Here is a 23,535-nt window from a genome sequence, read left to right on the forward strand (position 1 = left end):
TATCTGAGTATCAAATATTAAAATAAATACCAAATTAATCATTCGCTAATTTTAGGCAAATGACAGCCCGTAGATCAAGCAATTTCTTGCTCACCACTTAATCAACAATTAGCCCATTAACAATAAATTGGCTAATAAAATAGCATTCCTTTATTTATACGGTTTATAGTTCCAAATAAATGGCATCATAAATACAATATGCATTATTAATATCACTATTATTAACATCTTTTATACTTGATGTATTGGTTCAAACTTAATTTGCATTATGGTGATCCTAGTTCCATAACAACCAGATGATAAATTACAAAAAGATAAATAGCCGTGAACCACGAAAATCCACTCAGATCGTCATATTTCCTAGAGTATTTATTCCATTTTTATCATCCAATTCACTAAAAAAATTTTCCTATGCGATAGATTTTGCTTATCAGGTAGAGACTGTACTCAAAGACATTAGTGATAAAAGTCACACTTTTTGCTAACATGCTACTAAATTACGTTAAGGATTATCAGTTATGGAATGTCGCTTAGGTTGTGGGGCATGTTGTATCGCTCCGAGTATTTCGTCGCCAATACCAGGTATGCCAAATGGTAAGCCCGCAGGGGTTCGCTGTATTCAACTCAATGACGACAATCTATGTCGGTTATTTGGTCAGAAAGAACGTCCTAAGGTTTGTCACGACTTTAAGCCTTGCCCGGTCGTTTGTGGTTCGACGAACGCCGAAGCGATAAGCAATATTACTGAACTCGAAGCATTAACATAGATCGAGTCTCTAGAATATCGATTTGAAATCGTCAATCGCACCTTCTCGCTAGTCCAAATAGTGAGTGTTTATCTCACTTTCCTACAAATTTTCGTTTCAGTTTTTAGAATCATAAAACTATTCCTTTCGTTCGCTGTTTGGCTCACACAATCATGACATTTGTTGCCTATGTTCTATATGTGTTTCCAATCAAACTTTAGGAATAACCTAATGAATAAATACTTTGCAGAATCTTTTGGCACTTTTTGGCTAGTGCTTGGCGGCTGTGGCAGCGTAGTGTTGGCAGCCGGCTTCCCTGATGTTGGCATCGGACTACTTGGCGTATCTCTTGCGTTTGGTTTAACTGTATTAACTATGGCATTCGCTATCGGCGATATTTCTGGCTGTCATTTAAATCCAGCGGTAACTATCGGCTTGTGGGCAGGTGGTCGATTTGAAGGTCGAAACGTTCTTCCATACATCGTGGCTCAAGTGATTGGCGGACTTATCGCAGCAACGGTTCTTTACTTTATTGCGACAGGACAGTCGGGGTTTGACGTCGCGGCGTCAGGTTTTGCGGCCAATGGCTACGGCGAACATTCTCCAGGTCAATACTCATTGACAGCTGCACTGCTCACCGAAGTCGTGATGACGATGATGTTCCTCATTATCATCATGGGTGCGACAGACAAACGTGCTCCTCAAGGTTTTGCTCCGATTGCGATCGGATTGGGTTTGACACTGATTCATTTGATCAGCATCCCTGTTACTAACACGTCAGTAAACCCTGCTCGTAGTACAGCTGTTGCTGTTTTCGTCGGTGACTGGGCTACCACTCAGCTTTGGTTGTTCTGGTTAGCACCTATCGTCGGTGCCGCTCTTGGCGCTCTCGCCTACCGTTCGTTTGCAGGTTCTCAAGAGTAACAGACGTTATAAAAAAGCCGCGATAGATATCGCGGCTTTGCTTTTATTTGGAATGATTACAGCTTATGTCGGCCAAGTAGCGAATGAGAAAGTGTCGTACCATCAACGAGCTCTAACTCACCACCAACAGGAACACCATGAGCAATACGGCTTGCTAACACGTTGCTTTCTTTACACAATTCCGCGATATAGTGAGCCGTCGCTTCACCTTCAACCGTCGGGTTTGTGGCTAGGATAACTTCCGAAATGTCCCCTCGACGTAGTCGATAGTCCAGAACATCAAGGCCGATATCACTCGGACCAATACCGTCTAGAGGCGACAAGTGCCCCATCAATACGAAGTATCGACCTGAGTACTGACCTGTTGCTTCTACCGCAGCTATATCTGCCGGACTTTCTACCACACAAAGTTGACCATTTTCCTGACGTTTAGGATTGGTACAGATGTGGCAAACGTCTTCTTCCGTGAAGGTTCTACACTCATTACAATGCCCAATTTCGGTCATTGCCTGACTCAGTGCATCGGCTAATTGTAAGCCGCCCTTTCTATCTCGCTGTAACAAATGAAAGGCCATACGCTGTGCCGACTTAGGGCCAACCCCAGGCAGACAACGTAAGGCCTCCATCAATTGCTCCAGCATATGACTGGTGCGCATTATCTAACCTTGTTGATTAGAAAGGCATTTTCATACCAGGTGGAAGTTGCATGCCACCGGTAATACTTGCCATTTTCTCTTTTTGAGTTTCTTCAACACGACGTGCAGCGTCGTTAAAAGCGGCGGCGATAAGGTCTTCAAGCATCTCTTTATCGTCTTCCATCAAGCTGTCGTCGATTTCAACGCGACGTACACTGTGGCTACCAGTAATGGTCACTTTCACAAGGCCAGCGCCAGACTCACCTGTTACTTCCATATTTGCGATTTCTTCTTGAAGCTTTTGCATGCGATCTTGCATTTGCTGGGCTTGCTTCATTAGATTGCCCATACCGCCTTTACCAAACATGTTAATCTCTCTGGTTATTTAGCTTGTTTCGTTATTAGATGGGGGCTGGCTCATTACGATTCAACCCCGTAAAATCAAATCGGTCTGACGCTTTCACTGTCGAGTTCAGCTGCAAACCTTTTTTGGATGAACTGGATATTCGGATCACTTTCCAGACTGTCAAAAGCGCGCTGTAAACGCCCTTGATACAACTTATCTCTTAACTCTAGAGGCGTCTCGCCACTTTCACCAATCTCAACACTCAAGTGACACTCTTGGTTAAGAACCCGGTTTAATTCCCCAAGCAACTCACTTTGTGCTCGATCTGTATTTAGATGCGCTTGCGATGCTCTCAACACTAAGGAAATGGACGCGTCACTCTTCTGGAAATGTGAGTTTAACGCCAACTGCTCAGTCAGCTTGGCCGTCGACAGTTGGCTGATTAACTTGGCCCACTCGCTCTGTTCTAGACTTTCTTGTACCAGCTTCTCCACCATTTCTGGTGTTTTTTCATGCTCTAACGCTTGCTTTAGTAAGGTTGGCGTCAGCTCAGTTTTAACCGTGTTTATCTGTGGCAGCGACGGTTTCCAGCGATACGGTTCATCGTCTGCCTCAGGTGTTGCATTGACATTCGGGTTAGACAATGGCGACACCTGCTCGGTTCCTGCGTGTTTTTTTGCTACACGGTCTAGAACAGATTCTGGTTTTGCAGATGTCGCATTAGCCTTTTTTGGCGTATTCCCTTGCCCTGAATTCAACCCATTGCGTTGAGAGCGGAGTTGATGCCTCAATCCAGCGACTCGAGAAGGTGCACTTGATTGTTGTGGCTGAGAAGGCTGTTCAATCGGTGCGGCAGAACTGGGCTGATTGCCTTGTTGTTCGTAATACTGCTGTACTTCATCATAGTTCGGCGGCTCAGGCATGTAATCGGCAGCCGGAGGAGCATCATAGTGTGCCACTGGTGGCATCTCTGGTTGACTAGGGCTCGCCTGAAGGACAGGCTCAGCAGTTTGATTGGTCGGCTGCATTGAGGATGTGGCAGAGCGAGATGAGGCATGACTCTGCGTAGGCGTCGTCATCTGCACTTGGGGTTCTACAGCAACAGAAATAGAGTTTGCTTGTGTTTGCGATGCAGGTCTAAACGCCATCATACGCAAAAGAATCATCTCTAAGCCAGTTCTCTCCGACGGTGCTAAAGGAAGGTCTTGTCTCCCTTTAAGCGCAATTTGGTAATAAAGTTGAACATCTTGTGGCGACAGCTGACGGCTCAATAGCGCCACTTTCTCTGCATCAGGCTGAGATTGGTCTAAGGTGGCAGGTAACGCTTGGTACATGGCTAAACGATGCAGTTGCGCAGCTAACTGCTGTAGCAAACCATCCCACTCAACACCATTTTGTGCAAGTGCTGTAACACAATCCATCACGACCTGAGGTTGTTTGGAGCTAATCGCTTCGAGCAGGTGTAAGGCTTGATCTGTATCTAGCGTACCCAGCATGTGCGCGACGCTGTCAGTCAAGACTTGTCCATTGCCGAGTGCGATAGCTTGGTCAGTCAAACTCAACGCATCACGCATACTGCCATCAGCAGCATGGGAGATCATTCCCAAGGCTCGTGCCTCTGAAACAACTTTTTCTTGCTGTAGGATATGATCGAGCTGTTGATGAATGTTGTCGACGCTGATCGGCTTCAAATGAAACTGGAGACAGCGCGATAAAATCGTTACCGGCAGCTTCTGTGGATCAGTGGTCGCTAACAAGAACTTCACATACTCAGGCGGCTCTTCCAGTGTTTTCAATAAGGCATTGAAACTGTGGCGAGACAGCATGTGTACTTCATCGATGAGGTAGACTTTAAAACGACCGCGTGCAGGTTTGTACTGCACGTTGTCGAGGAGTTCACGAGTATCTTCAACCTTAGTACGAGACGCCGCATCGATTTCGAGCAGATCAACAAATCGTCCTTCATCGATCTCTCTACAAGTATCACAAACCCCACAAGGTGTGGCTGTAATGCCTGTTTCGCAGTTCAGACCTTTAGCAAACAGACGTCCAATCGTCGTTTTACCGACGCCTCGCGTTCCACTAAATAGATAAGCGTGGTGGAGACGATTCTTTGCTAAAGCATTCTCTAATGCAGTTAAAACGTGGGCCTGACCAACCACTTCATTAAACTTAGTTGGTCGCCACTTTCGCGCTAAGGCAAGATAACTCATGAAACTATACTCACTAATAACCTACCCGATTAATGTCCTTCAAACTCACAAATGCTGTAAACGTTAAGGCCAAGGCCTTCAAGACGTTTGTCACCACCGATTTCAGGAAGGTTAATCACAAATGCAGCGTGCTCAACAACACCGCCGAGTTGACGGATTAGTTTCGTTGTCGCTTCGATAGTGCCGCCAGTTGCCAAAAGGTCATCAACAACCAGTACCTTGTCACCTTCTTTGATTGCATCAGTATGAATTTCTAGGGTATCTGTACCGTATTCAAGCTCGTATGATTGAGCAACGGTCGCACGAGGCAGTTTACCTGGCTTACGCACTGGTACAAAACCGACACCAAGCTCAAGAGCTAATGGCGCTCCAAATAGAAAACCGCGTGCTTCTGTACCAACGATTTTGGTAAAACCCATATCTTTGTACTTTTCAACCAGTAGTTGAATCGTCGCTTGGTAAGCACTTGCGTCTTCCATAAGACTGGTTACATCACGGAAAAGAATGCCTGGTTTTGGGTAGTCAGCAATGCTCTTGATGCTAGATTTGATCTGCGCAATTGTTTCAGTTGTCATAACTCTTTACTTAGATTGGCTAGGTTGGTTGACCAAGTTACAGGTAACGATAACCAACGATTAGCATGGTTCTCAGCACAATCTAAACTAAGGCTATAACCGAAACAGTCACCAAGTTTATTGTGCCTAAAAACAAACGCCCACTCTAAAAGCGGGCACACTTCCTAGCAATCTTAGTGATTTTCTTCGCTGTCGGCAAGGTGCTCCATCACAGGCAAACGAATAAACCAACTCAGCAAAACTATCAGCATCAAAACTAGCATAATCTTTAACCAGAAATGCGGTACTACCCAGATTGAAAACGCAAAACTCAGCAAGATGCATACCGCTCCACGCTTTTTAACTTTCGCGGTAACAGCGCGATTTTTGTGCCAGTTAGTTAGCATCGGCCCAAACGTTTTATGGTGCCTTAGCCAATAGTGGAAGCGTGGACTGCTGCGCATAAAACACGCACTAGCCAGCAGAATAAAAGGGGTGGTAGGTAATAGAGGAAGGAATATACCGATGATGCCTAAAACTAGGCTGAGCATACCAACAAATTTGAGAAAGAGTTTACGAATATTGATGGCATGCTCCGAAGTCTGGTTTAGAAGCCCGCGTATCCATTTAACACGCGAATCCAGGTAAGAGTCGCTGGAAGCGTCGGGATAAGTAGTACTGCTATAAATCCTAGAAAGTAAAAAATATTATATGGTTCTTTAAAATCTTTGTCTGCCATGAGCTCACTTCTCAAATTGTAGGTGACGACTTATTGCCCAAACCATTAACTTAATGTTAAGGAAATGGGCTATTTTTGTTTATGGCGGACTATACCCTAATCAGACGGTGACAAACACTGACTAAGATTAGGGTTTTAGGAAACTGTGATGCTCTGCGCTACGCTTTCGCTCCTTGATAAATATCGAGACTAAAACTGCTTGAACCGAGGCAATTTAACATCAACTGACAGGCAGACTGAATGGGTAAATCTGAAGTGATAAAATTCTTACCACAGTTCTGTCCTAACAAAGCTCCGGCCGCAATATGCTGATTGATATATCCATTTGACCATTGGGCATCTAACCCCGCAGGCAGCAAAGAGAGTGCACCTTCAGATAAGTCAGCGATACCAAATAGCGCCCGAACTGGCGTGCTGCACCCCGTACATTTAATGCCCTTCTCCAATAGAGATGCGATATCCTTCAAGTCAGCATTAAAGCACTTCAAGTTACGTAGATAATCGTGGAAAAGAGCTCTGATCATCAGGGTGGTTGCCGCACCATGCTGACCTTCGCTGTCAGAATCCACTAGATAAAAGGCGAACTGACCGTTCATCAACCACGCATAGTCAAAAACCAGCGGCATCACATCTGTGGACTGAAGCAGTCGGTAGCTGCATTTCCAATTACCTTGGGAAGTATCTTTATCCGGCAACAGAGCATGAAGCAGGTCTTTTGCAGCACTTGGATTGTCTTCCAAATACTCTAAATGCCAGTGTAACTCTTGTTCTTCCTGCATATCCCCACTATCCACTCTGAACCACTGACTGGAAAAGTCACGTTGATCGCTCAGATGGTTATCCGAATCATCGAGTGTATTTTCAATCGCACATGCAAGATGCGCGTGGTTGCTGATCGGTTTAGCGAGGAAATCTTTGATGCCAAACCGGAGCGCTTTGGCCACATCCGATATCTCATCCGTCGCAGAAACGACGATTAAAGGGAGTGATGGATATTCCAAACTCACCTCTTCAACGAACTCTATTCCATCAAGAATCGGCATAGAGAGGTCGCAGAGTATTAAATCTGGTTCACCAGTACGTAATTTTTGTAAGCCATCTAGACCATCTTCTGCTTCAATGACCTTGTATCCTTGGGCAAGCAAAAAACCTGAGGTGATGCGACGAAAAATCGGGTCGTCATCCACCAGCATAATCACTTTTTGTCCACCAGAGACTGGTACTGTCGCATTGGTCCCAACTTCGATTGTCTTATGCATAAACCTTCGCCTCACAAACTGCATGGGGTACAACGTTTCGTTATTTTTATTGTTGTCAGTTGTTTCAAACACTCTTTAAAAAGTAGTCGCGAAAGGCTGTTTATACAAATCTTCCACTTTTGACCTGAGTTGCATACTATATGTATGGGATATCAAATTTCGCTGTAGTTGTTGATATGACTCAAACTTTAGCATTTGATATAGATATAAATTAATCGAATTCGTAAAAATATGTGTCTGGCACAATGAAATTAGATGACCTAAACCTGTTTAGACTAGTAGTCGAAAATGGGAGCTATACAGCAACTTCGCGTAAAACAATGATTCCTGTTGCAACAATTACGCGACGTATTCAGGCATTAGAAGAATCTTTAAACCTTCGTTTGCTTAACCGCCACGCGCGTAAACTCTCGTTGACAGAAGCTGGCGAACGTTTTTATGCAGAGTGTTCACCTCTACTCAACCGTCTAACACTCGCTGCGGAAGAAATCACCGATGAGTGCCGCGGTGCTGCGGGTAGAATTCGCATCACTGCACCGTCAAACTTGACCAAACGAATGATGATGCCGATGTTTAACGCGTTTATGTGCCAGTACCCGGACATTAACATCGAGCTCACCACCAGCAATCACTCAGAGCAACTTGACCCAACCGAGTGGGACGTTATTTTCCGAGTCGGCCCTCAACGTGACTCAAGCCTTATCGCGCGTAAAATTAGCTCAGTGGCGGATATTTTGGTGGCGAGCCCCAAATATCTCAAAGCCCATCCTGCGCCGAAACATGCGGAGGAACTGCATCAGCACTCGCTTCTAAAAGGGTCACCACTGCTCAAATGGCAATTGTCGAATAACAGTGGCGAAACCGTCATCAATAACGATAAAGGACGTTTTCAAGCGAACACGCTGAACGTGGTTAGAAGTGCTTGTTCGGAAGGCTTAGGCATCACTCTGATGCCAGACGTTATGCTGCGTGAATATATTGAAGATGGGAGCTTGGTTCGTGTGCTTCAAGATTGGAGTGCAAACCCTCGTGACATCTATATGTTGTACAACCACAAAGATCACCTCCCTGAGAAAGTACGTCTGTTTATCGATTTTGTTATTGCTTACAACATCCATTAAAAAGAAAAGAGCTTGGCATAAACCAAGCTCTCTCTTTATCGGTTAAAGGTATTCAACAAACTTACTCAAATCTCTGTCAGGCACCTTCATTGGTGTACAGCCTGCGGTTCCTAGATAAAGGAATCCGACTATTTGATCTTCACCCTCAACAGCAAACGCATTACGCACCTCTTGGTGGAACATCCATTCGCCAGAGCGCCAGAAACCTTGGAAACCTTGCGCGACTGCCGCCATTTGCATCGCCTGTACTGCACAACCCGCTGATAGATGCTGTTCAAAAGCTGGGACTTTGTCATGCTCTGTTACTTTCGCAATAACAGTGATCACCATAGGTGCGCGAAAAGGTGCGTTCTTTACTTTGTCGATCACCGCTTGATCGCTTTGCTCTGCTTGCGCCGCTTTGAGCAGAACTTCGGACAGCTTTCCAAGCCCTTCACCTTGGGCAATAACAAAGCGCCATGGTGTCAACCCTGCATGATCAGGGGCACGTAAACCAGCGCGAATAATGTTTTCTAGTGCTTTACCTTCTGGAGCGGGCTCTGACAACTTGGCAATTGAGCGACGGTTGAGCAGTAAATCTAGAGCATCCATTTGACATCCTTTTTAGCGTTTTTGTTTTTTCTTCTTGATAATAACTCTCACAAATAAAAAAGGCGAACCTCTCGGTTCGCCTAGCGTAAATTTCTTGATAATCAGTAGAATGCTTGGTCAAGACCCGCTCGTGTGAGCAGCCCATCACACGGTGCAAAACGGTCGCCGTATTTCTGCGCGTGTTCGTTCATAATTTCAACCAGCTTCTTAATGCCGATTTGATCCATGTAACGGAATGGACCACCTAAGAATGGAGGGAAACCAATGCCGAAGATCGCGCCGATGTCGCCATCTCTTGGACTACGGATGATACCTTCATCAAGACAGCGCACCGCTTCATTGAGCATTGGTAACACACAGCGTAGAGCTATCTCTCTTTCAGCCAGTTTGGATTCTGGCTTGAGTGCGAGCAATTTATACACCAATTTATCGACGTCTTTCTTCTTACCCTTATAGGTGTAGAAGCCTTTACCACTCTTACGTCCTTTACGGCCATCATTCAGTAGCTTGTCAAATACATCAGGCCCTTGGAAGCGTTCACCCAGCTCTTTGACCAATATAGGCATGATTTTAGCGCCAATATCGACACCAACTTCGTCAAGAAGTGTGATTGGACCAACTGGGAAGCCGAAATTAAGCAGTGCTGTATCAAGCTGTTCAATAGGCTCACCAGCCATTAGAACTTGTGCAGCTTCGTTCATGTAAGGAGCGAGAATGCGGTTTACATAGAACCCTGCGCAGTCCTTAACAACGATCGGCGTTTTACCTTGCTTACGAGCGAACTCAACCACGCTGGAGATGGTTTCATCTGACGTCCCTTGATGAGGGATAACCTCTACCAAAGGCATCTTCTCTACTGGGCTAAAGTAGTGGAGACCAACAACATTTTCAGGTCGCGCCGCCTTCTCAGCAATTTGATGGATCGGCAACGAAGAAGTATTAGTGGCGAAAATGGTGCTATCTTTCGCGTTCTCTTCAACATCAGCAACCATCTGCTGCTTAAGTTGCAAATCTTCGAATACTGCTTCAATAACAATGTCAGTATGGTTGAATGTGGTGAAATCTGTACCACCAGACAACTGTAGCATCTTGTCCTGAAGCTGAGCTTTCGACAAAATCTTGCGTTTTCTCTGCTTTTCAAACAAGTTGTAGTTGTATTTTAGCGCGTTCAATACACCGTCGTTAGACACATCTTTAATACGTACCGGCACTTTTGCTTTGGCTACGCTTACATGGCTAATACCAGCCCCCATTAAGCCACCACCGAGTACCGCCGCACGTTGTAGTTTTTTCGGTTCAGCGTCACTACCGTGCTCTTTTTTAATCTCTGTTGTGGCAAAGAATATTGAGCGCAGTGCTTTTGACTCTGGAGTCATAACCAGTTCACCAAAACGCTCAGCTTCTTTCTTCTGACCTTTCTCAGAGCCATTTTCTAGGCCAAAACGAATGACTTCTAGGATGGCGTCAGCAGCTGGGTAGTTGCCACGAGTCTTCGCGCGTGTTTTCTTTGCTGCCTGCTCAAAGATCACTTTACGGCCAAGACCCGTATTTGCCATCAACTTCTCTTTGGTCGACGCTTTACGTTTTGTCTTGCTTTTGCCTGTATGTTTCTCAACAAAGCTTTTTGCAACGTCTAACAGAACCGTCTTCGGCACAACGGCATCAGCGACACCTAGCTTCTTCGCCTTTTTCGCTCTTAACTGCTTACCCGTTAAGATCAAGTCTAATGAAGGCAGCAAACCAATCAGGCGAGGTAAACGCTGAGTACCACCAGAACCTGGTAGCAAGCCAAGTTGTACTTCGGGTAGACCAAGGCGCGTTTTATCAGAATCGGTACAGACGCGATAATCACACGCCAACGCAAGTTCCAACCCCCCCCCCAAACACGGGCCATGAATCGCCGCCACTACCGGATAAGGTAGATCAGCGAGCTGCTGAAACATTTGCTGACCTTTTTCAGCCAACGCTTGCGCCTCGGCCGCACTGGTGCACGCGTCCAACATGCGGACATCGGCACCCGCGATAAAGTTGTCTGGCTTGAGAGAGTGAACAATCAGACCTTTCAGTGACGACTGTTTTTCAGCCAACTGCGTGAATATTGACTCCATTTCTTCAGCAAACGCCGCTTGAAGTGTATTCATTTTTTCGCCCGGTACGTCGATAGCTAACCAAGCAATGTTTTGTTCATCAATTGATAAGTTAAATGCGGTTTGTTCACTCATTATTCTACCTCCAATACCATTGCCGCGCCCAAACCACCTGCAGCACAAGCGGTGTTAAGAGCAAGACCTCCACCACGACGTTGCAGTTCTCTCAAAGTTTGAGTAATCATACGTGCGCCTGTTGCAGCAAATGGGTGACCATAAGCAATTGAACCGCCAAGTACGTTGAACTTATCCATGTCAATCTCACCGATTGCTTTAGATCGACCTAGCTTTTGTTGAGCAAATTTATCGCTGGCAAACATCTTCACATTGGATAGCGCTTGAGCTGCAAATGCTTCATGCATATCAATTAGGGTGAGATCAGAAAGCTGAATTCCTGCTCTATCGAGTGCCATTGGCGTCGCATAAGATGGCCCCATCAGCATGTCGCTTTCAACTCCAATTGCAGAGAAAGCATATGAGCGAATATAACCCATGATGTCTAAGCCAAGCTCCTTCGCTTTGCCTTCACGCATCAACATGATGGCGGCAGCACCGTCCGTTAGAGGGGTACTGTTCGCCGCTGTAACACTACCGTATTGGCGGTCAAAAGCGGGACGAAGCTTCGCGTAGCCTTCAATCGTAGAATCTTCACGGATATTGTTATCTTTCGCGATCCACTTTTTATAAGGTTCAGGGAAAGCGGTCATCACTTCACCGGCAATTTTTCCTTCATTCCAAGCTTGCGCAGCTAAGGTATGAGAGCGATGGGCAAGCTCATCCTGTGCCTGACGGGTAATACCATGAGATTTTGCCATTTGTTCGGCAGTCTGGCCCATAGACAAACCCGTCGAATATTCAGCAACGGCAGGCGGTACTGGCATCAAGTCTTTAAGAGAAAGTGTTTTTAGGATATTGAGCTTCTGGCTAAGCGTTTTAGTTTTGCTCAGAGCAAGTAGATTTGCAGCTAGCTTCTTAGACACACCAATTGGCAAGACAGATGAAGAGTCAGCACCACCAGCAATACCTACATCAATTGTGCCAGCCATAATGCTTTCGGCAACATTCACCGCAGACTGAAAGCTTGTCGCACATGCTCGAGTGACGCTGTAAGCATCGGTATGGATGTGCATACCGGTACCCAATACAATTTCACGAGCGATATTTGGCGCTTCTGGCATTTGCACCACTTGGCCAAACACCACTTGCTCAATCAGCTTAGGATCGATTTCAGTGCGGGCCAGCATTTCGCTCACCACCATTTTGCCTAGGTCCACCGCTGGAACTTGGCTAAATTCTGTACTTTGACGTGCAAAAGGCGTTCGCAATCCTGCGACAATCGCCACGCGTTCTCCTGAGCGAGTTTTCACTTCCTGCTTGCCCATTGTTGCTCCTTAATAGATAGAGGTCTGACCAGAATCATTGTAACGAGATTGTTAATTCAATCAAACGCTCGTTTGAATAAACGTGACTCAAGCCAGATTCCACAGTCACCGTGTTTAGATGAGACAATTAATACAGCATAGGTAGGTCGATAAGTCAGGGCCAAGTGAAATCAAAGCTAACAGCCATCTCTGACTAAGATTTTAGGCAAAAAAAAACCACACAAAACTGTGTGGTTGGAATATATAAAAAGCAATTAACTTACGCCAATTGAAATAATCAGTTTCCTGATTAGGAGAAAGTAAAGTCAGCCTTCAAAAGGAAGTGTCATCTTGCTCAACTTGTCGATGTAAACACCGACTAGATGACAGGTGTTACTATAACCGTTAGAGTTAGCTAGATTTTGAAGTAGATCAATTTTAGTTCGATTTCTATGTCGTTGGACTTATATATCTCCCAATATAGTTGTGAGGTCACGTGTAATCCGGCGATGAATAACACCAAACATGCGCAATTACGGTAAAAACGCAGTGGCCAGTAACCGCTCATTGGACATGATTGTGGCATGGATAAAACAAAAATAAGAAATCACATGGCAACAATGGAGGCACATGTGTCAATTATTCAATTTTTTGGAAAGAAAAAGTCCAAAGATCCGGTCAACTCGGATATGGACAAGCAAAGAAAATATGAAGCTCTTGTAAGAGCCTATCACCGTGACTTATATCGATACGCATATTGGCTGTGTAAAGATCCCACTATTTCTGAAGATTTGGTTCAGGAGACTTGCTTAAGAGCCTGGAAGTCACTCGATAGCTTACAAGATGAAAAAGCCGCTAAGTCTTGGCTCATTACGATTTTGAGACGAGAGAATGCGCGCCGCTTCGAACGTAAACAATTTGATCTGGTTGATATCGAAGATCATGGTAATGATGCCAAGACCTCTGATGATCCTCATCATCAAACTCAATGGGTTCAAGCACAGATAATGAAGCTTGAAGAAGAGTACCGCGAACCACTGTTTCTTCAAGTTGTTGGCGGATTTAGTGGCGAAGAAATCGGTGACATTCTTGGCCTTAATAAGAATACCGTTATGACACGCCTCTTTAGGGCACGCAATCAACTGAAAGAGTTATTAGATTCAGACAATACACAAAGGGGGCAGCAAAATGGATGAACTCGAATTCCGTCGACGCATTATGTCCGACCCTAAACAGCGAGATGAGTCAATTAATGCGGCTATCTCAGCAAGCGATCAAAACCGCCAATTTGCTGATGAGATTCTTGATCTTGATAAACGCATTGCAAAAGCAATGGCGGTTGAAGTTCCTGAAGATTTGGCTGATAGAATTTTGTTCAACCAAAGCTCTGCACTGGAAGACAAGATTGTTAGACCGAATTTCGCTCGCAAAGCGATGGCAATGGCCGCTTCAGTCGCCTTTGTTGCAGGCCTACTCGTGGGACAACTAAACTGGGGTAATCTTATCATCACACCAGCGCAAGCTAGTCTGGCCAATACAGCGATTAAACACGTGATCGATGAAAAGCCGTTTGTCTCTAAGTTGGATGAACGCGTCGAGTCCTCACAGATCAACGCCAAGATGATGCCTTTTGACCATCAACTGTCTGACACCTTCCCTTATCACGTTTATTACCTTAACCACTGTGGGTTCGGTAAATCAAACGCGGTACACATGGTCTTTCAAGGTGAAAAAGGCAAAGTCACGATGTTCTTAACAGGCATCGCATCAGATAAAGCAATCAACTTTGAAAAAGATGGCATGGCTGGGGTTGTCGAACCTATGGGGAATAACAGTTTAATCCTCGTCGGTGAAGAGGGTGAAAACGTGGCTAAGATCGCTGAAAGTCTGTCAAATATCATCAAACCTCAAAATTAACAATCTGGTAACATTTTGTGACCTACATCATGGCTTGAGCAACGCGCTCAGGCCATTTTTTTAGCATAAAAGTAGAGTACCAACTCTAAAAAGATGCATTTGTCAGCATTTTCCTGCCAGGTAGCCATCATTTACACAATTTTATTGCCAAAGTACCTAATGGTCGGATTTCTATACCATATACTTGGGGCTAGTATCAGCCACCACTGAGCTTTTGCTCAAATAATATCGTCCACTAGAGACGAACCAAAAAGGAAAAGCAAAAATGAACAAGACGCGTCTGTTTAAAAAATCACTTTTAGCAGTGACTATCACAACCGCAACTCTAGCTTCGCAACACGCTCTCGCTGCAGGCTTCCAACTTAACGCTCAATCAGCAACAGGTATTGGCCGTGCATTCGCCGGTGATGCAGTAATTGCTGATAATGCTGCTGTAATGGCTCGTAACCCAGCAGCAATGGCTCTATTTGATAAAATGGAACTATCACTAGGTTTCGAAAGCATTACTTCAATGATTGAAGTTAAAGATGTAAGCTACTGCGGTACTACTTGTCAGTTTGTACCTTCTCTTGCTCAAAACGCGAATTACGACGATGCAGGTGACACCTCTATTGCACCGAATATTCATCTAATCGTACCAGTAAATGAACAGTTTGCTTGGGGTGTGAATGCTTACTCTAACTTTGGTACCAAAACCGAATTTGACGATAACTATGTCGCGTCAGAGTTTGGCGGGCTTACAGATGTTAAAAGCTTTAACCTAGGTCTTGCCGCTTCTTACCGAGTAAATGAACAACTTAGCCTAGGTGCTGGTTTAGATCTTATCTACGGTGAAGGTACTATGAAACGTACTGCTAGCTCTAGCGTGGCAACTATCGGCGGTATGGATTTAGTAAATGTCGACAAAGCAGATGGTTGGGCTGTAGGTTTCAACGTTGGTGCTGTATACGAGCTTGATGAAAACAATCGTTTCGGTCTAGCTTACCACTACAGCCCTGAGTTCAAAGCACAAGATGATCGTGGTCAAGAAATTAACTTACCTTTACCTGACATTGCTGAATTCTCTGGTTACCACAAGATCGAAGATACAAAGTTTGCTGTGCATTACAGCATTCAATACATTGGCTGGAAAGACTTCGACCAAATCGAATTCCGCAACCTACAAGGCTCTCCTTTAGGCTCAAGCTATGATAAGCCTTACCAATGGCAAGATGGTTGGCACTACGCTATCGGTGGTACTTATTACCTAAACAACGATTGGACTCTACGCACAGGTTATATGTATGACACAAGCGCTCAAGATAGCCTAACGTCAATCTCTGTACCTGATTCAGATCGTCAATGGTTATCGGCGGGTTTCACTTACCACATTGACTCATCGTCCAATGTAGACTTTGGTTTCACTTACCTGATGGGTGATGACGTAAACGTAACTGAAGGCACACCTAACCCTACTTACGATCCAACAAACCCTACGAGCCCACAATATTTATCTACTCTAACTGCAACAACACATGCAAACGCAATATTGTTGGGTCTACAGTACAGCCGCAGCTTCTAATTTAAGCTAACGCACTAATACCAAGGGTCAGTAATTACTGGCCCTTTTTATTGCGTTAAATTCCCCTTCCAGCAATACGTTATCAATTAACCACGCCGATTTAAGCTTACACCTGTATCCGAAAAACGTTTGTCTACAACACATGTGTTCGCTGAGTTTTGGAAACACACTCTTAACATCCAGCATTTTAATCTGCCTACGCATTATAGTTAGCATTTAACTCTAAAATCCATCTGTACATTGTTTTTAATTTTTAAAGTAATAACTCTAACCCTATGATCGCTCGACTGATATCAAATCAACTCAGCGAACATTACAATGAAAATGAATAAGACTCTCCTATCTATCGCAGTGGCGGGTAGCCTATTATCAACATCAGCGGCAGTAAACGCAGCAGGCTTCCAGTTAGCAGAATACTCAGCGACAGGCCTTGGTCGCGCTTACGCTGGTGAAGCAGCAATGGCTGACAACGCAAGTGCACAGTGGCGTAACCCAGCCATGCTGACGTATCTAGAAGGTACTCAGGTTTCTACTGGTGCGATCTATGTAAATCCAAACATTGATGTTAACGGCAGTGTTGATGGTTCTAAGTCTGCTAGCCCTTTGCTACCAACTTCAAATGCTTCGTCATCTGACTTTGCACACGATGCAGTCATTCCTAATCTATACATTTCACACCGTTACTCTGATGAAATTGCAGTAGGCTTTGCACTAGGCACCAACTATGGCATGGAAACTAACCTAGGTGATGGTTTTGCTGGCTCTCACTTTGGTAACGAAGCGAGTGTTATGACTATGGAAGCCAACCTAAATGTTGCATACAAACTCAATGAGCAATGGAGCTTTGGTGGTGGTCTTCGCTATGTCATGGGTGAAGGTAGTTTTGGCGCGAAAGCACCTGAATACAACGTACTTTCTGTACCTCAAGGGACGACTCTCAAGTACATGGAAGGTGACGACACTGCATTCGGTTGGCAAGCAGGCACCGCATGGCAAATTAATGATAATCACCGTATAGGCTTCGCATATAAATCAGCCGTTAAACTAAACCTTGAAGGTTACGCGACAGGTTTAGGCTTTACTCCTGCTTTAGCTACCGCGCGAGACAACGGTTCTATGAACCTAGAACTGCCTGCAACAGCTGAACTGGCAAGTTACCATCAACTAAATGATAAACTTGCCATCCACGCAAGTATCAATTGGACTGATTGGAGCAGCTTCGAGAAGCTTGAAGCTGAGCTTAATACTTACGGTACCAAGATGGTGAAGGAAGAAAACTGGGAAGACAACTACCGTTTCGCACTAGGCGCAACCTACATGATGAGCTCTAAGTTAGCACTGCGCGCGGGTGCAGCATACGATACATCAGCGGTAAGTGATCAAAACCGTACAATCACAATCCCAGAGACAGATCGTACGTGGTTAAGCCTTGGTGCTAGTTACGAAGTAACAAAGCAGTTCACTCTAGATGGTGGTCTAACTTACATTCTTGCTAAAGACGCTCCTATTAAAGAGTCACGTGGTTATGAGTCAGACAACGCTGCGCAGATGGTCGCGGGAGAGTTTGTTGGTGAAGTGAGCGGCAGCATCTGGCTAATCGGTGTACAAGCGGACTACACGTTCTAATTATTAGAAATATTTAGTAAAAAGGGCTTGGTCGATGACCAAGCCCTTTTTTATCAACAATATCCAGCCCTTTAGAACTCTTCGAGATACTCATCCAAAAACGCTTCTTGATCCTCATCGTAGTCATCTGTTACGACTTCAGCTTTGAAGTTCTGACGCTGGATATAAGCATCACGAGTCAATGCATACGGGTCAGGTGAGTTGTCAAGCAGCACTTCTTGGTTAACGAGCACTGCACGAGTCTCCATTCCTTCTAATGCCCATTTACCTAGCCCTGCCCAGATATTAAGAAAGGACAAAGGTACATACATACCGTCGACAACATCTGTCGCTTCACGGACAGTCCATGGGCCGTAACCCGGAACCATAACGTAAGGGCCATTCCCTACCCCGTAATGACCCACTGCGTCACTGAACGCTTTTTCATTATGGTCAGTGATGCCCGCCTCTGATGCGATATCGATTAAACCCGCTAAGCCAAACGTGGTGTTAATCCAAAAGCGGTTAAAGTGGTCAAGCGCTTTGCTGCCATTACCCATCAACAGATTGTTAATCATGCTAGAGGGTTCATCGAGGTTGCCTAAAAAGTTACGGATGCCACTGCGAATCGGAGTTGGCACGTAATTTACGTAGGCCAAAGAGACAGGTCGTACGAAATATGGGTCTAGATAATCATAGTTAATGGTCCACATTGAACGGTTGAAACCTTCAATAGGATCATAGGCTTGTTGCTGGCTTAAGCCTTGCTCATCATCGGGAGGCGTGCTGGCACATCCTGACAAAGCTAACACTGCGCATAGTAAAATCCCTAACCGCGAGTTGATACTCTTCATTATTATAATTTCCATAAAAAAGGCCGGTGAAAACACCGGCCTACTGCAATGAATAACCTACAGCTATTAATACTGATTATTAATCATAACTTCAACTGGTTCACCCATTTTAACGGCTTCGCTCTCACCAAACCAGTCCCCTTCTTTCGTTGCAACGTTTCCATCACTATCGATGCGCACGCGAACCATTAAAGAATCAAGGGAAGAGAGCTTTCTGTCTTGGAGCATACTGTTACCATCGTCCAACACTACCGTTCTTGGGAAAGTGCCTAATGGGTAACGAGCAGCGGCGACCGGCATTGGTGAACCATCGGCAGAATGCACAGACACAATCAATGATGAGTTCGGATCAGCGTTCACACCAGCACCAAGCGAAATGCTTACCGCAACAGACTTGCCAGTACCAGCTTGTTGACCCATCTGCTTTTGTGCATTTTCGATACTTCTGCTTAGCATTTCATAACGGCTGTCTTCAGGACCAATCATCTGTTGCATAATGCTCCAATAACGAACCGCAGCAGCAAAATCTTTACGCTCGAATGAGTCAAACGCCAGTAAGGAGAAGACGCGCAAATCGACGTAATCTTGCTGAACAAGCTTACCGAGTATATTGCGTGCTTTATCCTGATCGACATCATCCTGTGAAAACATCAACGCTTGCGCGTAACCGAGCATGATGTCGGTATTCTGAGCTTCGAGGTTGTACGCTTTTTTCATCGCACCAATCGCCGTATCGATATCTCGGTTCGCCAATGCGATACGTCCCAACAGCAGCCAGCCAGTAGAATCATCTGGTTGGTAATGTAGGCGGGTACGCAATGCTAACGTCAAATCAGCCATCTCGTCATCACTTAACGCTGTGCCTTCAGGAGACATCAGTTTCTTAGACAAGGCGGGTAAGTTAGCACTAACTTGCTGCCACTGCATAACGTCTTGCGAAGCACCGAACTTAAAGTAAAGGCCATAAGAGAGACCGATAACCAATAAGGCTGAAGGCACAATAACGGCCAGCGCAGAGGTGTTACTCTCCTGCTGTTTGACGTTATCTGCTGGAATATCGTCCAACAATGATTGCTTAAGATCTTCAATCAAGTCTTGCTGGTTGTCGACCAAACCTTCATCGGTTTCTTCTTCCAGCTCTTCAAGACGATCTTTATAAAACGCTTTGTTGAGTTCATCACGCAATTCAGCATCGTTGTTGTTCTTTCTTTTAATGAAAGGCATGGCAATCATGACAATACTGATTGCAATAAGAATGACTGAAGCTATCCAAAATAGTGTCATTACTGCTTGTCTCCATCATTCTTTTCATTAAGCAGAGCCTTTAGGCGTGCTTCTTTATCGGCATCCCACTGCTGGCTGTCGGCTTTTGTGTTGGTCTTGGTTTTGCGGCTTCTAATAAGAATGAAACCAAAACCAAACATTACCACGGCAATTGGACCTAACCACAAGATTGAAGTCGCGATTGTAAACGGCGGGTTGTAAGTGACGAAATTACCATAGCGAGCAATCATATAATCGATGATGTCTTGCTTTGATTTACCTTCTTTGGTCATTTCATAGACTTTTTGACGTAAATCGACAGCCAATTCGGCATTCGAATCCGCGATGGTATTGTTTTGGCATTTAGGACAACGAAGCGTGCCTCCAAGCTCTTTAAATTGCTGCTCTTGTTCCAATGTATCAAACTCATACACTTCAATTGCAGCATGGGCAGTCAGCGCAAACAGCAAACTGGTCGCGATAGCGAGTATCCACTTTTTCATTGCTTCGCCTCCGCCAACATTGCTTCATACATTGGCTTAAGCTTCTCATTCCAGTTACGCGTATTCACATCGCCAACATGGCGGTAGCGAATAATGCCATTTGCATCAATTAGGAATGTTTCAGGAGCACCGTAAACACCAAGATCTAACCCAAGCATACCGTTGCCATCGAACAAGCTGATCAAATACGGATTGCCTAAATCATTCAGCCAGCCGACCGCTTTTTCTCGATCATCTTTATAGTTCATACCAATAATCTTGACGCCTTGAGACGCCAGTTCATTCAGGTATTGGTGCTCTGCATAACAAGTAGGGCACCAAGTCGCCCATACGTTAAGTAGTAGCGGCTCACCTTTAAAGATTGCCTGATCATAAAGTTTACCCGGCTCAGCTAGGTCTTCTAACTTGAACTTAGGCACCTCTTTGCCAACTAAAACAGATTCCAGTTTAGTTGGGTCATCACCATGTTGGTTTTTTACTAGCTGGATGGCAAAGACTGCCACCAAGCCCAAGAACGCCACTAGGGGAATAAACAGAAACTTCTTATTCATTATGCCTCCTGCTTCTTCGCACTCTTTCTAAAGCGGTAACGTTTATCACTGATCGCAATTGCTCCACCAAGAGCCATCAATAACGAACCAGCCCAAATCCAGCGAACAAACGGTTTGTAGTAAATACGTACCGCCCAAGACTTGTTATCGTCTAAGCGTTCACCCATCGCTATGTAAAGATCTCGCGTGATTCCACGATCGATCGCCGCTTCAGTCATCATAGAGCGTGCGGTGGTATAGAATCGTTTCTCAGCATGTAAGGTGTTGATGTACTTGCCGTCGCGAGTAATTTCAAAGTCAGCAATGTAACCATCGTAGTTAGGACCATCTTTGTCGCGTAGACCTTGGAAGTAGAAGTCATAACCTTGGATTTCAAAGTGTTCGCCTGGTGCAAGCCTTACGTCACGCTCGATACTGTAGTTTTGCACCATCGCAATACCAATCACAGTAACGGCTAAACCAAGGTGACCAAGCATCATCGCCCAGTGGCTGCGTTGCAGTTTCTTCACCCCTTCGACAAACGAATGACGATGTGTCGCGCGTTGGTGAAGTTCGTAACCGTGTAGACACAGGATCCACAAAGACATGACCCAACCTAGGTAAGCCATAAACTGGAAACGTTCTGATAGAAGAACAACAAACACAGCAGCAAAGACCAGTGATACCACACCCGACACGAGCATCGGTTTAACTAGCCCAGACAAGTTGTCACGCTTCCAGCGGATCAGAGGACCGATACCTAACAGGAACGCAAATGGAATCATTAACCAAGCAAACAACATGTCAAAGAATGGCGCACCGATCGATACTGAACCTAATCCAAGCTGTTTGTGAACGAGTGGCAGTAACGTACCAACAAGTACGACAACTAGCGCCGCAATAAGCAGCACATTATTCGCAAGCAGAGCATTCTCGCGAGATACAAGTTCAAAGTTACCACGGACACGCACTGATGCCCCTTTCACTGCGAACAGTAGCAGCGAACCGCCAATCACAAAGACTAAGAAGCCTAGAATAAACATACCGCGAGCGGGATCGGATGCAAACGCATGTACCGAAACCAAGATGCCCGAACGAACTAAGAAGGTGCCAAGCAGACTCAATGAAAACGCTGAGATTGCAAGCAGTACAGTCCACGCTTTAAAGGTACCGCGTTTCTCTGTCACAGCCAGTGAGTGCATTAACGCCGTACCCGCTAACCATGGCATAAATGAAGCATTTTCTACTGGATCCCAGAACCACCAGCCGCCCCAGCCAAGTTCGTAGTACGCCCACCAAGAACCTAGTGCGATGCCTAGCGTCAAAAATAGCCATGCGGCTGTAGTCCAAGGACGAGACCAACGCGCCCAAGCCGTGTCAAGACGACCTGTCATTAGCGATGCAATTGCAAATGAGAAGGCAACCGAGAAGCCTACATAACCCATGTATAGCATTGGTGGGTGAATGATTAAGCCAGGGTCTTGAAGAAGTGGATTCAAGTCACGGCCATCCACAGGGAAGAATGGCAATGTACGTAAGAACGGGTTAGATGTCAGAATAATAAACAGTAGGAAACCCACAGTAATCATTCCCATCACCGCTAAAACGCGCGCCACTGATTCTTGAGGCATCCCGCGACTGAACGAAGCCACTGCGACTGTCCAACCAGCTTGAATTAATACCCAAAGTAGAAGCGAGCCTTCATGAGCACCCCATGCTGCCGTCAGACGGTAGTACCATGGTAGCTGGCTGTTGGAGTTGCTGGCTACATAGTTAAGCGTAAAGTCATTGGTATAAAATGCCCACAGCAATACACCAAATGAAACGGAGAGAAGTAAGAACATGCCCCAAGACAGAGGTCTGGCGCTGTTCATCAATAGAATGTTGTTACGTGATGCCCCAGCCAATGGCAAAATACTTAGCAAGACAGCTAATGCCAACGAGACAATTAGGGCAAAATGTCCAATTTCAGCAATCATTGATCGCTTCCTTGTTTTTGTTGTTCAGTGTATTGAAGTGGCTCATGCGTTTTCTTCATTGCTTCCGCAATTTCAGGTGGCATGTACTCTTCGTCGTGCTTAGCGAGAACTTCAAATGCTTCGATAGTCGTCGCATCTTTCAGTACACCTTGTGCAACAATGCCCTGCCCTTCACGGAAGAGATCTGGCAGGATACCGTCGTACAGAATCGTTACCTTAGGGCCTACATCATGCAAATCGAATGAAACGCGCAGAGATTCTGCATCACGTTTCACTGACCCTACGACAACCATGCCACCAATACGGAGACGCTGGCCGACTTCAGGTTTGGTGCCGTCGGGTTTACCATTAACAAGTTCAGTCGGTGTATAGAAAAGATCCATATTCTGATTAAGTGCGTACAGCATCAAACCTATGGTTGCACTGATACCAACAAAGATCGCGACAACAATGCCGAGTCTCTTTTTACGTCTTGGGTTCATAGTGTGTTCTCCAAATTTTTAGCTGCTTCTATACGAGCTTGTCTATCCACTTTTGCTTGAACTTCATTAAGTAGCGAACGGCCACGACGCAGGCTGACAACCAGTAAAATCAGCATGGCACCAAACGTCACACCAAACGCTGTCCACACATATCCTGCATAGCCACCCATAGCAAAGAAGTCACTCAAAGATTCAAAATGCATTT

The 23,535-nt window shown here is 45.2% G+C and carries 23 protein-coding genes; 7 read left to right on the forward strand and 16 right to left on the reverse strand.

Annotated elements, in window-relative coordinates; all coding sequences use genetic code 11:
* Positions 1 to 518: 518 nt before the first annotated feature.
* Entirely contained in the window at positions 519 to 767 is a 249-nt protein-coding gene (locus tag ACQEXR_RS07245; RefSeq protein WP_426952302.1) for a YkgJ family cysteine cluster protein, read from the forward strand.
* Between the two features lie 210 nt (positions 768 to 977).
* The gene (gene aqpZ, locus ACQEXR_RS07250) at positions 978 to 1,670 is read left to right on the forward strand and encodes an aquaporin Z (RefSeq protein ID WP_427020027.1); all 693 of its coding nucleotides are present in this window, start codon (positions 978 to 980) and stop codon (positions 1,668 to 1,670) included.
* Positions 1,671 to 1,726: 56 nt separating this feature from the next.
* Here aqpZ and recR read toward each other — a convergent pair whose 3' ends face one another.
* The 6 genes from recR to ACQEXR_RS07280 all read right to left on the reverse strand — a co-directional run bounded on the left by recR (position 1,727) and on the right by ACQEXR_RS07280 (position 7,416).
* Complete coding sequence (gene recR / locus ACQEXR_RS07255; RefSeq protein ID WP_138971008.1) at positions 1,727 to 2,326, reverse strand: recombination mediator RecR; 600 nt, start codon at positions 2,324 to 2,326, stop codon at positions 1,727 to 1,729.
* Positions 2,327 to 2,342: 16 nt separating this feature from the next.
* Positions 2,343 to 2,672, reverse strand: a complete 330-nt coding sequence (locus tag ACQEXR_RS07260) for a YbaB/EbfC family nucleoid-associated protein (RefSeq protein ID WP_138971007.1) — start codon at positions 2,670 to 2,672, stop codon at positions 2,343 to 2,345.
* A gap of 74 nt (positions 2,673 to 2,746) precedes the next feature.
* On the reverse strand, positions 2,747 to 4,864 hold the full coding sequence (gene dnaX / locus ACQEXR_RS07265) for a DNA polymerase III subunit gamma/tau (protein WP_427020028.1): 2,118 nt from the start codon (positions 4,862 to 4,864) through the stop codon (positions 2,747 to 2,749).
* Between the two features lie 29 nt (positions 4,865 to 4,893).
* The gene (apt, locus tag ACQEXR_RS07270) at positions 4,894 to 5,439 is read right to left on the reverse strand and encodes an adenine phosphoribosyltransferase (protein ID WP_138971004.1); all 546 of its coding nucleotides are present in this window, start codon (positions 5,437 to 5,439) and stop codon (positions 4,894 to 4,896) included.
* A gap of 173 nt (positions 5,440 to 5,612) precedes the next feature.
* Entirely contained in the window at positions 5,613 to 5,969 is a 357-nt protein-coding gene (locus ACQEXR_RS07275; protein ID WP_138971003.1) for a YbaN family protein, read from the reverse strand.
* A gap of 346 nt (positions 5,970 to 6,315) precedes the next feature.
* The gene (locus ACQEXR_RS07280) at positions 6,316 to 7,416 is read right to left on the reverse strand and encodes a response regulator (protein ID WP_331416370.1); all 1,101 of its coding nucleotides are present in this window, start codon (positions 7,414 to 7,416) and stop codon (positions 6,316 to 6,318) included.
* A 245-nt stretch (positions 7,417 to 7,661) separates the two neighbouring features.
* Here ACQEXR_RS07280 and ACQEXR_RS07285 point away from each other — a divergent pair, with 245 nt between their 5' ends.
* Complete coding sequence (locus ACQEXR_RS07285) at positions 7,662 to 8,537, forward strand: LysR family transcriptional regulator (protein ID WP_427020029.1); 876 nt, start codon at positions 7,662 to 7,664, stop codon at positions 8,535 to 8,537.
* A gap of 42 nt (positions 8,538 to 8,579) precedes the next feature.
* On the opposite strand, the gene ACQEXR_RS07290 is transcribed toward ACQEXR_RS07285, so the two are convergent.
* The 3 genes from ACQEXR_RS07290 to fadI all read right to left on the reverse strand — a co-directional run bounded on the left by ACQEXR_RS07290 (position 8,580) and on the right by fadI (position 12,657).
* Entirely contained in the window at positions 8,580 to 9,128 is a 549-nt protein-coding gene (locus ACQEXR_RS07290; protein ID WP_427020030.1) for an NAD(P)H nitroreductase, read from the reverse strand.
* A gap of 101 nt (positions 9,129 to 9,229) precedes the next feature.
* Positions 9,230 to 11,350, reverse strand: coding sequence for a fatty acid oxidation complex subunit alpha FadJ (fadJ, locus tag ACQEXR_RS07295; protein WP_427020031.1), 2,121 nt, complete (start codon positions 11,348 to 11,350; stop codon positions 9,230 to 9,232).
* Positions 11,350 to 12,657 carry an acetyl-CoA C-acyltransferase FadI gene (gene fadI, locus ACQEXR_RS07300; RefSeq protein WP_426952287.1) on the reverse strand — a complete coding sequence of 436 codons (1,308 nt, stop codon included), beginning with the start codon at positions 12,655 to 12,657 and terminating at the stop codon, positions 11,350 to 11,352. The genes fadJ and fadI overlap by 1 nt, the downstream gene beginning before the upstream one ends.
* A 599-nt stretch (positions 12,658 to 13,256) precedes the next feature.
* Between fadI and ACQEXR_RS07305 the strand changes: the two genes are divergently transcribed.
* From ACQEXR_RS07305 to ACQEXR_RS07320, 4 genes are all read left to right on the forward strand, one after another.
* The gene (locus ACQEXR_RS07305; RefSeq protein WP_269377902.1) at positions 13,257 to 13,832 is read left to right on the forward strand and encodes a sigma-70 family RNA polymerase sigma factor; all 576 of its coding nucleotides are present in this window, start codon (positions 13,257 to 13,259) and stop codon (positions 13,830 to 13,832) included.
* Positions 13,825 to 14,553, forward strand: a complete 729-nt coding sequence (locus ACQEXR_RS07310; protein WP_427020032.1) for a DUF3379 domain-containing protein — start codon at positions 13,825 to 13,827, stop codon at positions 14,551 to 14,553. Before ACQEXR_RS07305 ends, ACQEXR_RS07310 begins: the two co-directional genes overlap by 8 nt.
* Positions 14,554 to 14,818: 265 nt before the next feature.
* Positions 14,819 to 16,114: an outer membrane protein transport protein gene (locus ACQEXR_RS07315; protein ID WP_427020033.1), complete on the forward strand. Its 1,296-nt coding sequence runs from the start codon at positions 14,819 to 14,821 to the stop codon at positions 16,112 to 16,114.
* A 318-nt stretch (positions 16,115 to 16,432) separates the two neighbouring features.
* Positions 16,433 to 17,740, forward strand: a complete 1,308-nt coding sequence (locus ACQEXR_RS07320; RefSeq protein WP_427020034.1) for an outer membrane protein transport protein — start codon at positions 16,433 to 16,435, stop codon at positions 17,738 to 17,740.
* Between the two features lie 71 nt (positions 17,741 to 17,811).
* On the opposite strand, the gene ACQEXR_RS07325 is transcribed toward ACQEXR_RS07320, so the two are convergent.
* The 7 genes from ACQEXR_RS07325 to ccmD all read right to left on the reverse strand — a co-directional run bounded on the left by ACQEXR_RS07325 (position 17,812) and on the right by ccmD (position 23,533).
* A complete protein-coding gene (locus ACQEXR_RS07325) occupies positions 17,812 to 18,573 on the reverse strand; it encodes an MlaA family lipoprotein (protein WP_426952283.1) in 762 nt (253 codons plus the stop codon).
* Positions 18,574 to 18,639: 66 nt separating this feature from the next.
* Entirely contained in the window at positions 18,640 to 19,857 is a 1,218-nt protein-coding gene (gene ccmI, locus ACQEXR_RS07330) for a c-type cytochrome biogenesis protein CcmI (protein ID WP_427020035.1), read from the reverse strand.
* The gene (locus ACQEXR_RS07335) at positions 19,857 to 20,339 is read right to left on the reverse strand and encodes a cytochrome c-type biogenesis protein (protein WP_269377806.1); all 483 of its coding nucleotides are present in this window, start codon (positions 20,337 to 20,339) and stop codon (positions 19,857 to 19,859) included. The genes ccmI and ACQEXR_RS07335 overlap by 1 nt, the downstream gene beginning before the upstream one ends.
* Complete coding sequence (locus ACQEXR_RS07340; RefSeq protein WP_331416380.1) at positions 20,336 to 20,890, reverse strand: DsbE family thiol:disulfide interchange protein; 555 nt, start codon at positions 20,888 to 20,890, stop codon at positions 20,336 to 20,338. Before ACQEXR_RS07340 ends, ACQEXR_RS07335 begins: the two co-directional genes overlap by 4 nt.
* The gene (locus ACQEXR_RS07345) at positions 20,890 to 22,848 is read right to left on the reverse strand and encodes a heme lyase CcmF/NrfE family subunit (RefSeq protein ID WP_331416381.1); all 1,959 of its coding nucleotides are present in this window, start codon (positions 22,846 to 22,848) and stop codon (positions 20,890 to 20,892) included. Before ACQEXR_RS07345 ends, ACQEXR_RS07340 begins: the two co-directional genes overlap by 1 nt.
* Positions 22,845 to 23,330, reverse strand: a complete 486-nt coding sequence (gene ccmE / locus ACQEXR_RS07350) for a cytochrome c maturation protein CcmE (RefSeq protein ID WP_269377811.1) — start codon at positions 23,328 to 23,330, stop codon at positions 22,845 to 22,847. The genes ACQEXR_RS07345 and ccmE overlap by 4 nt, the downstream gene beginning before the upstream one ends.
* Positions 23,327 to 23,533 (reverse strand): heme exporter protein CcmD, encoded by a 207-nt coding sequence (ccmD, locus tag ACQEXR_RS07355; RefSeq protein ID WP_331416382.1) that lies wholly within the window; start codon positions 23,531 to 23,533, stop codon positions 23,327 to 23,329. The genes ccmE and ccmD overlap by 4 nt, the downstream gene beginning before the upstream one ends.
* Positions 23,534 to 23,535: the final 2 nt, after the last annotated feature.

It is taken from the genome of Vibrio sp. TRT 2004 (genome assembly GCF_050113735.1).
In the GTDB taxonomy this organism is placed as follows: domain Bacteria; phylum Pseudomonadota; class Gammaproteobacteria; order Enterobacterales; family Vibrionaceae; genus Vibrio.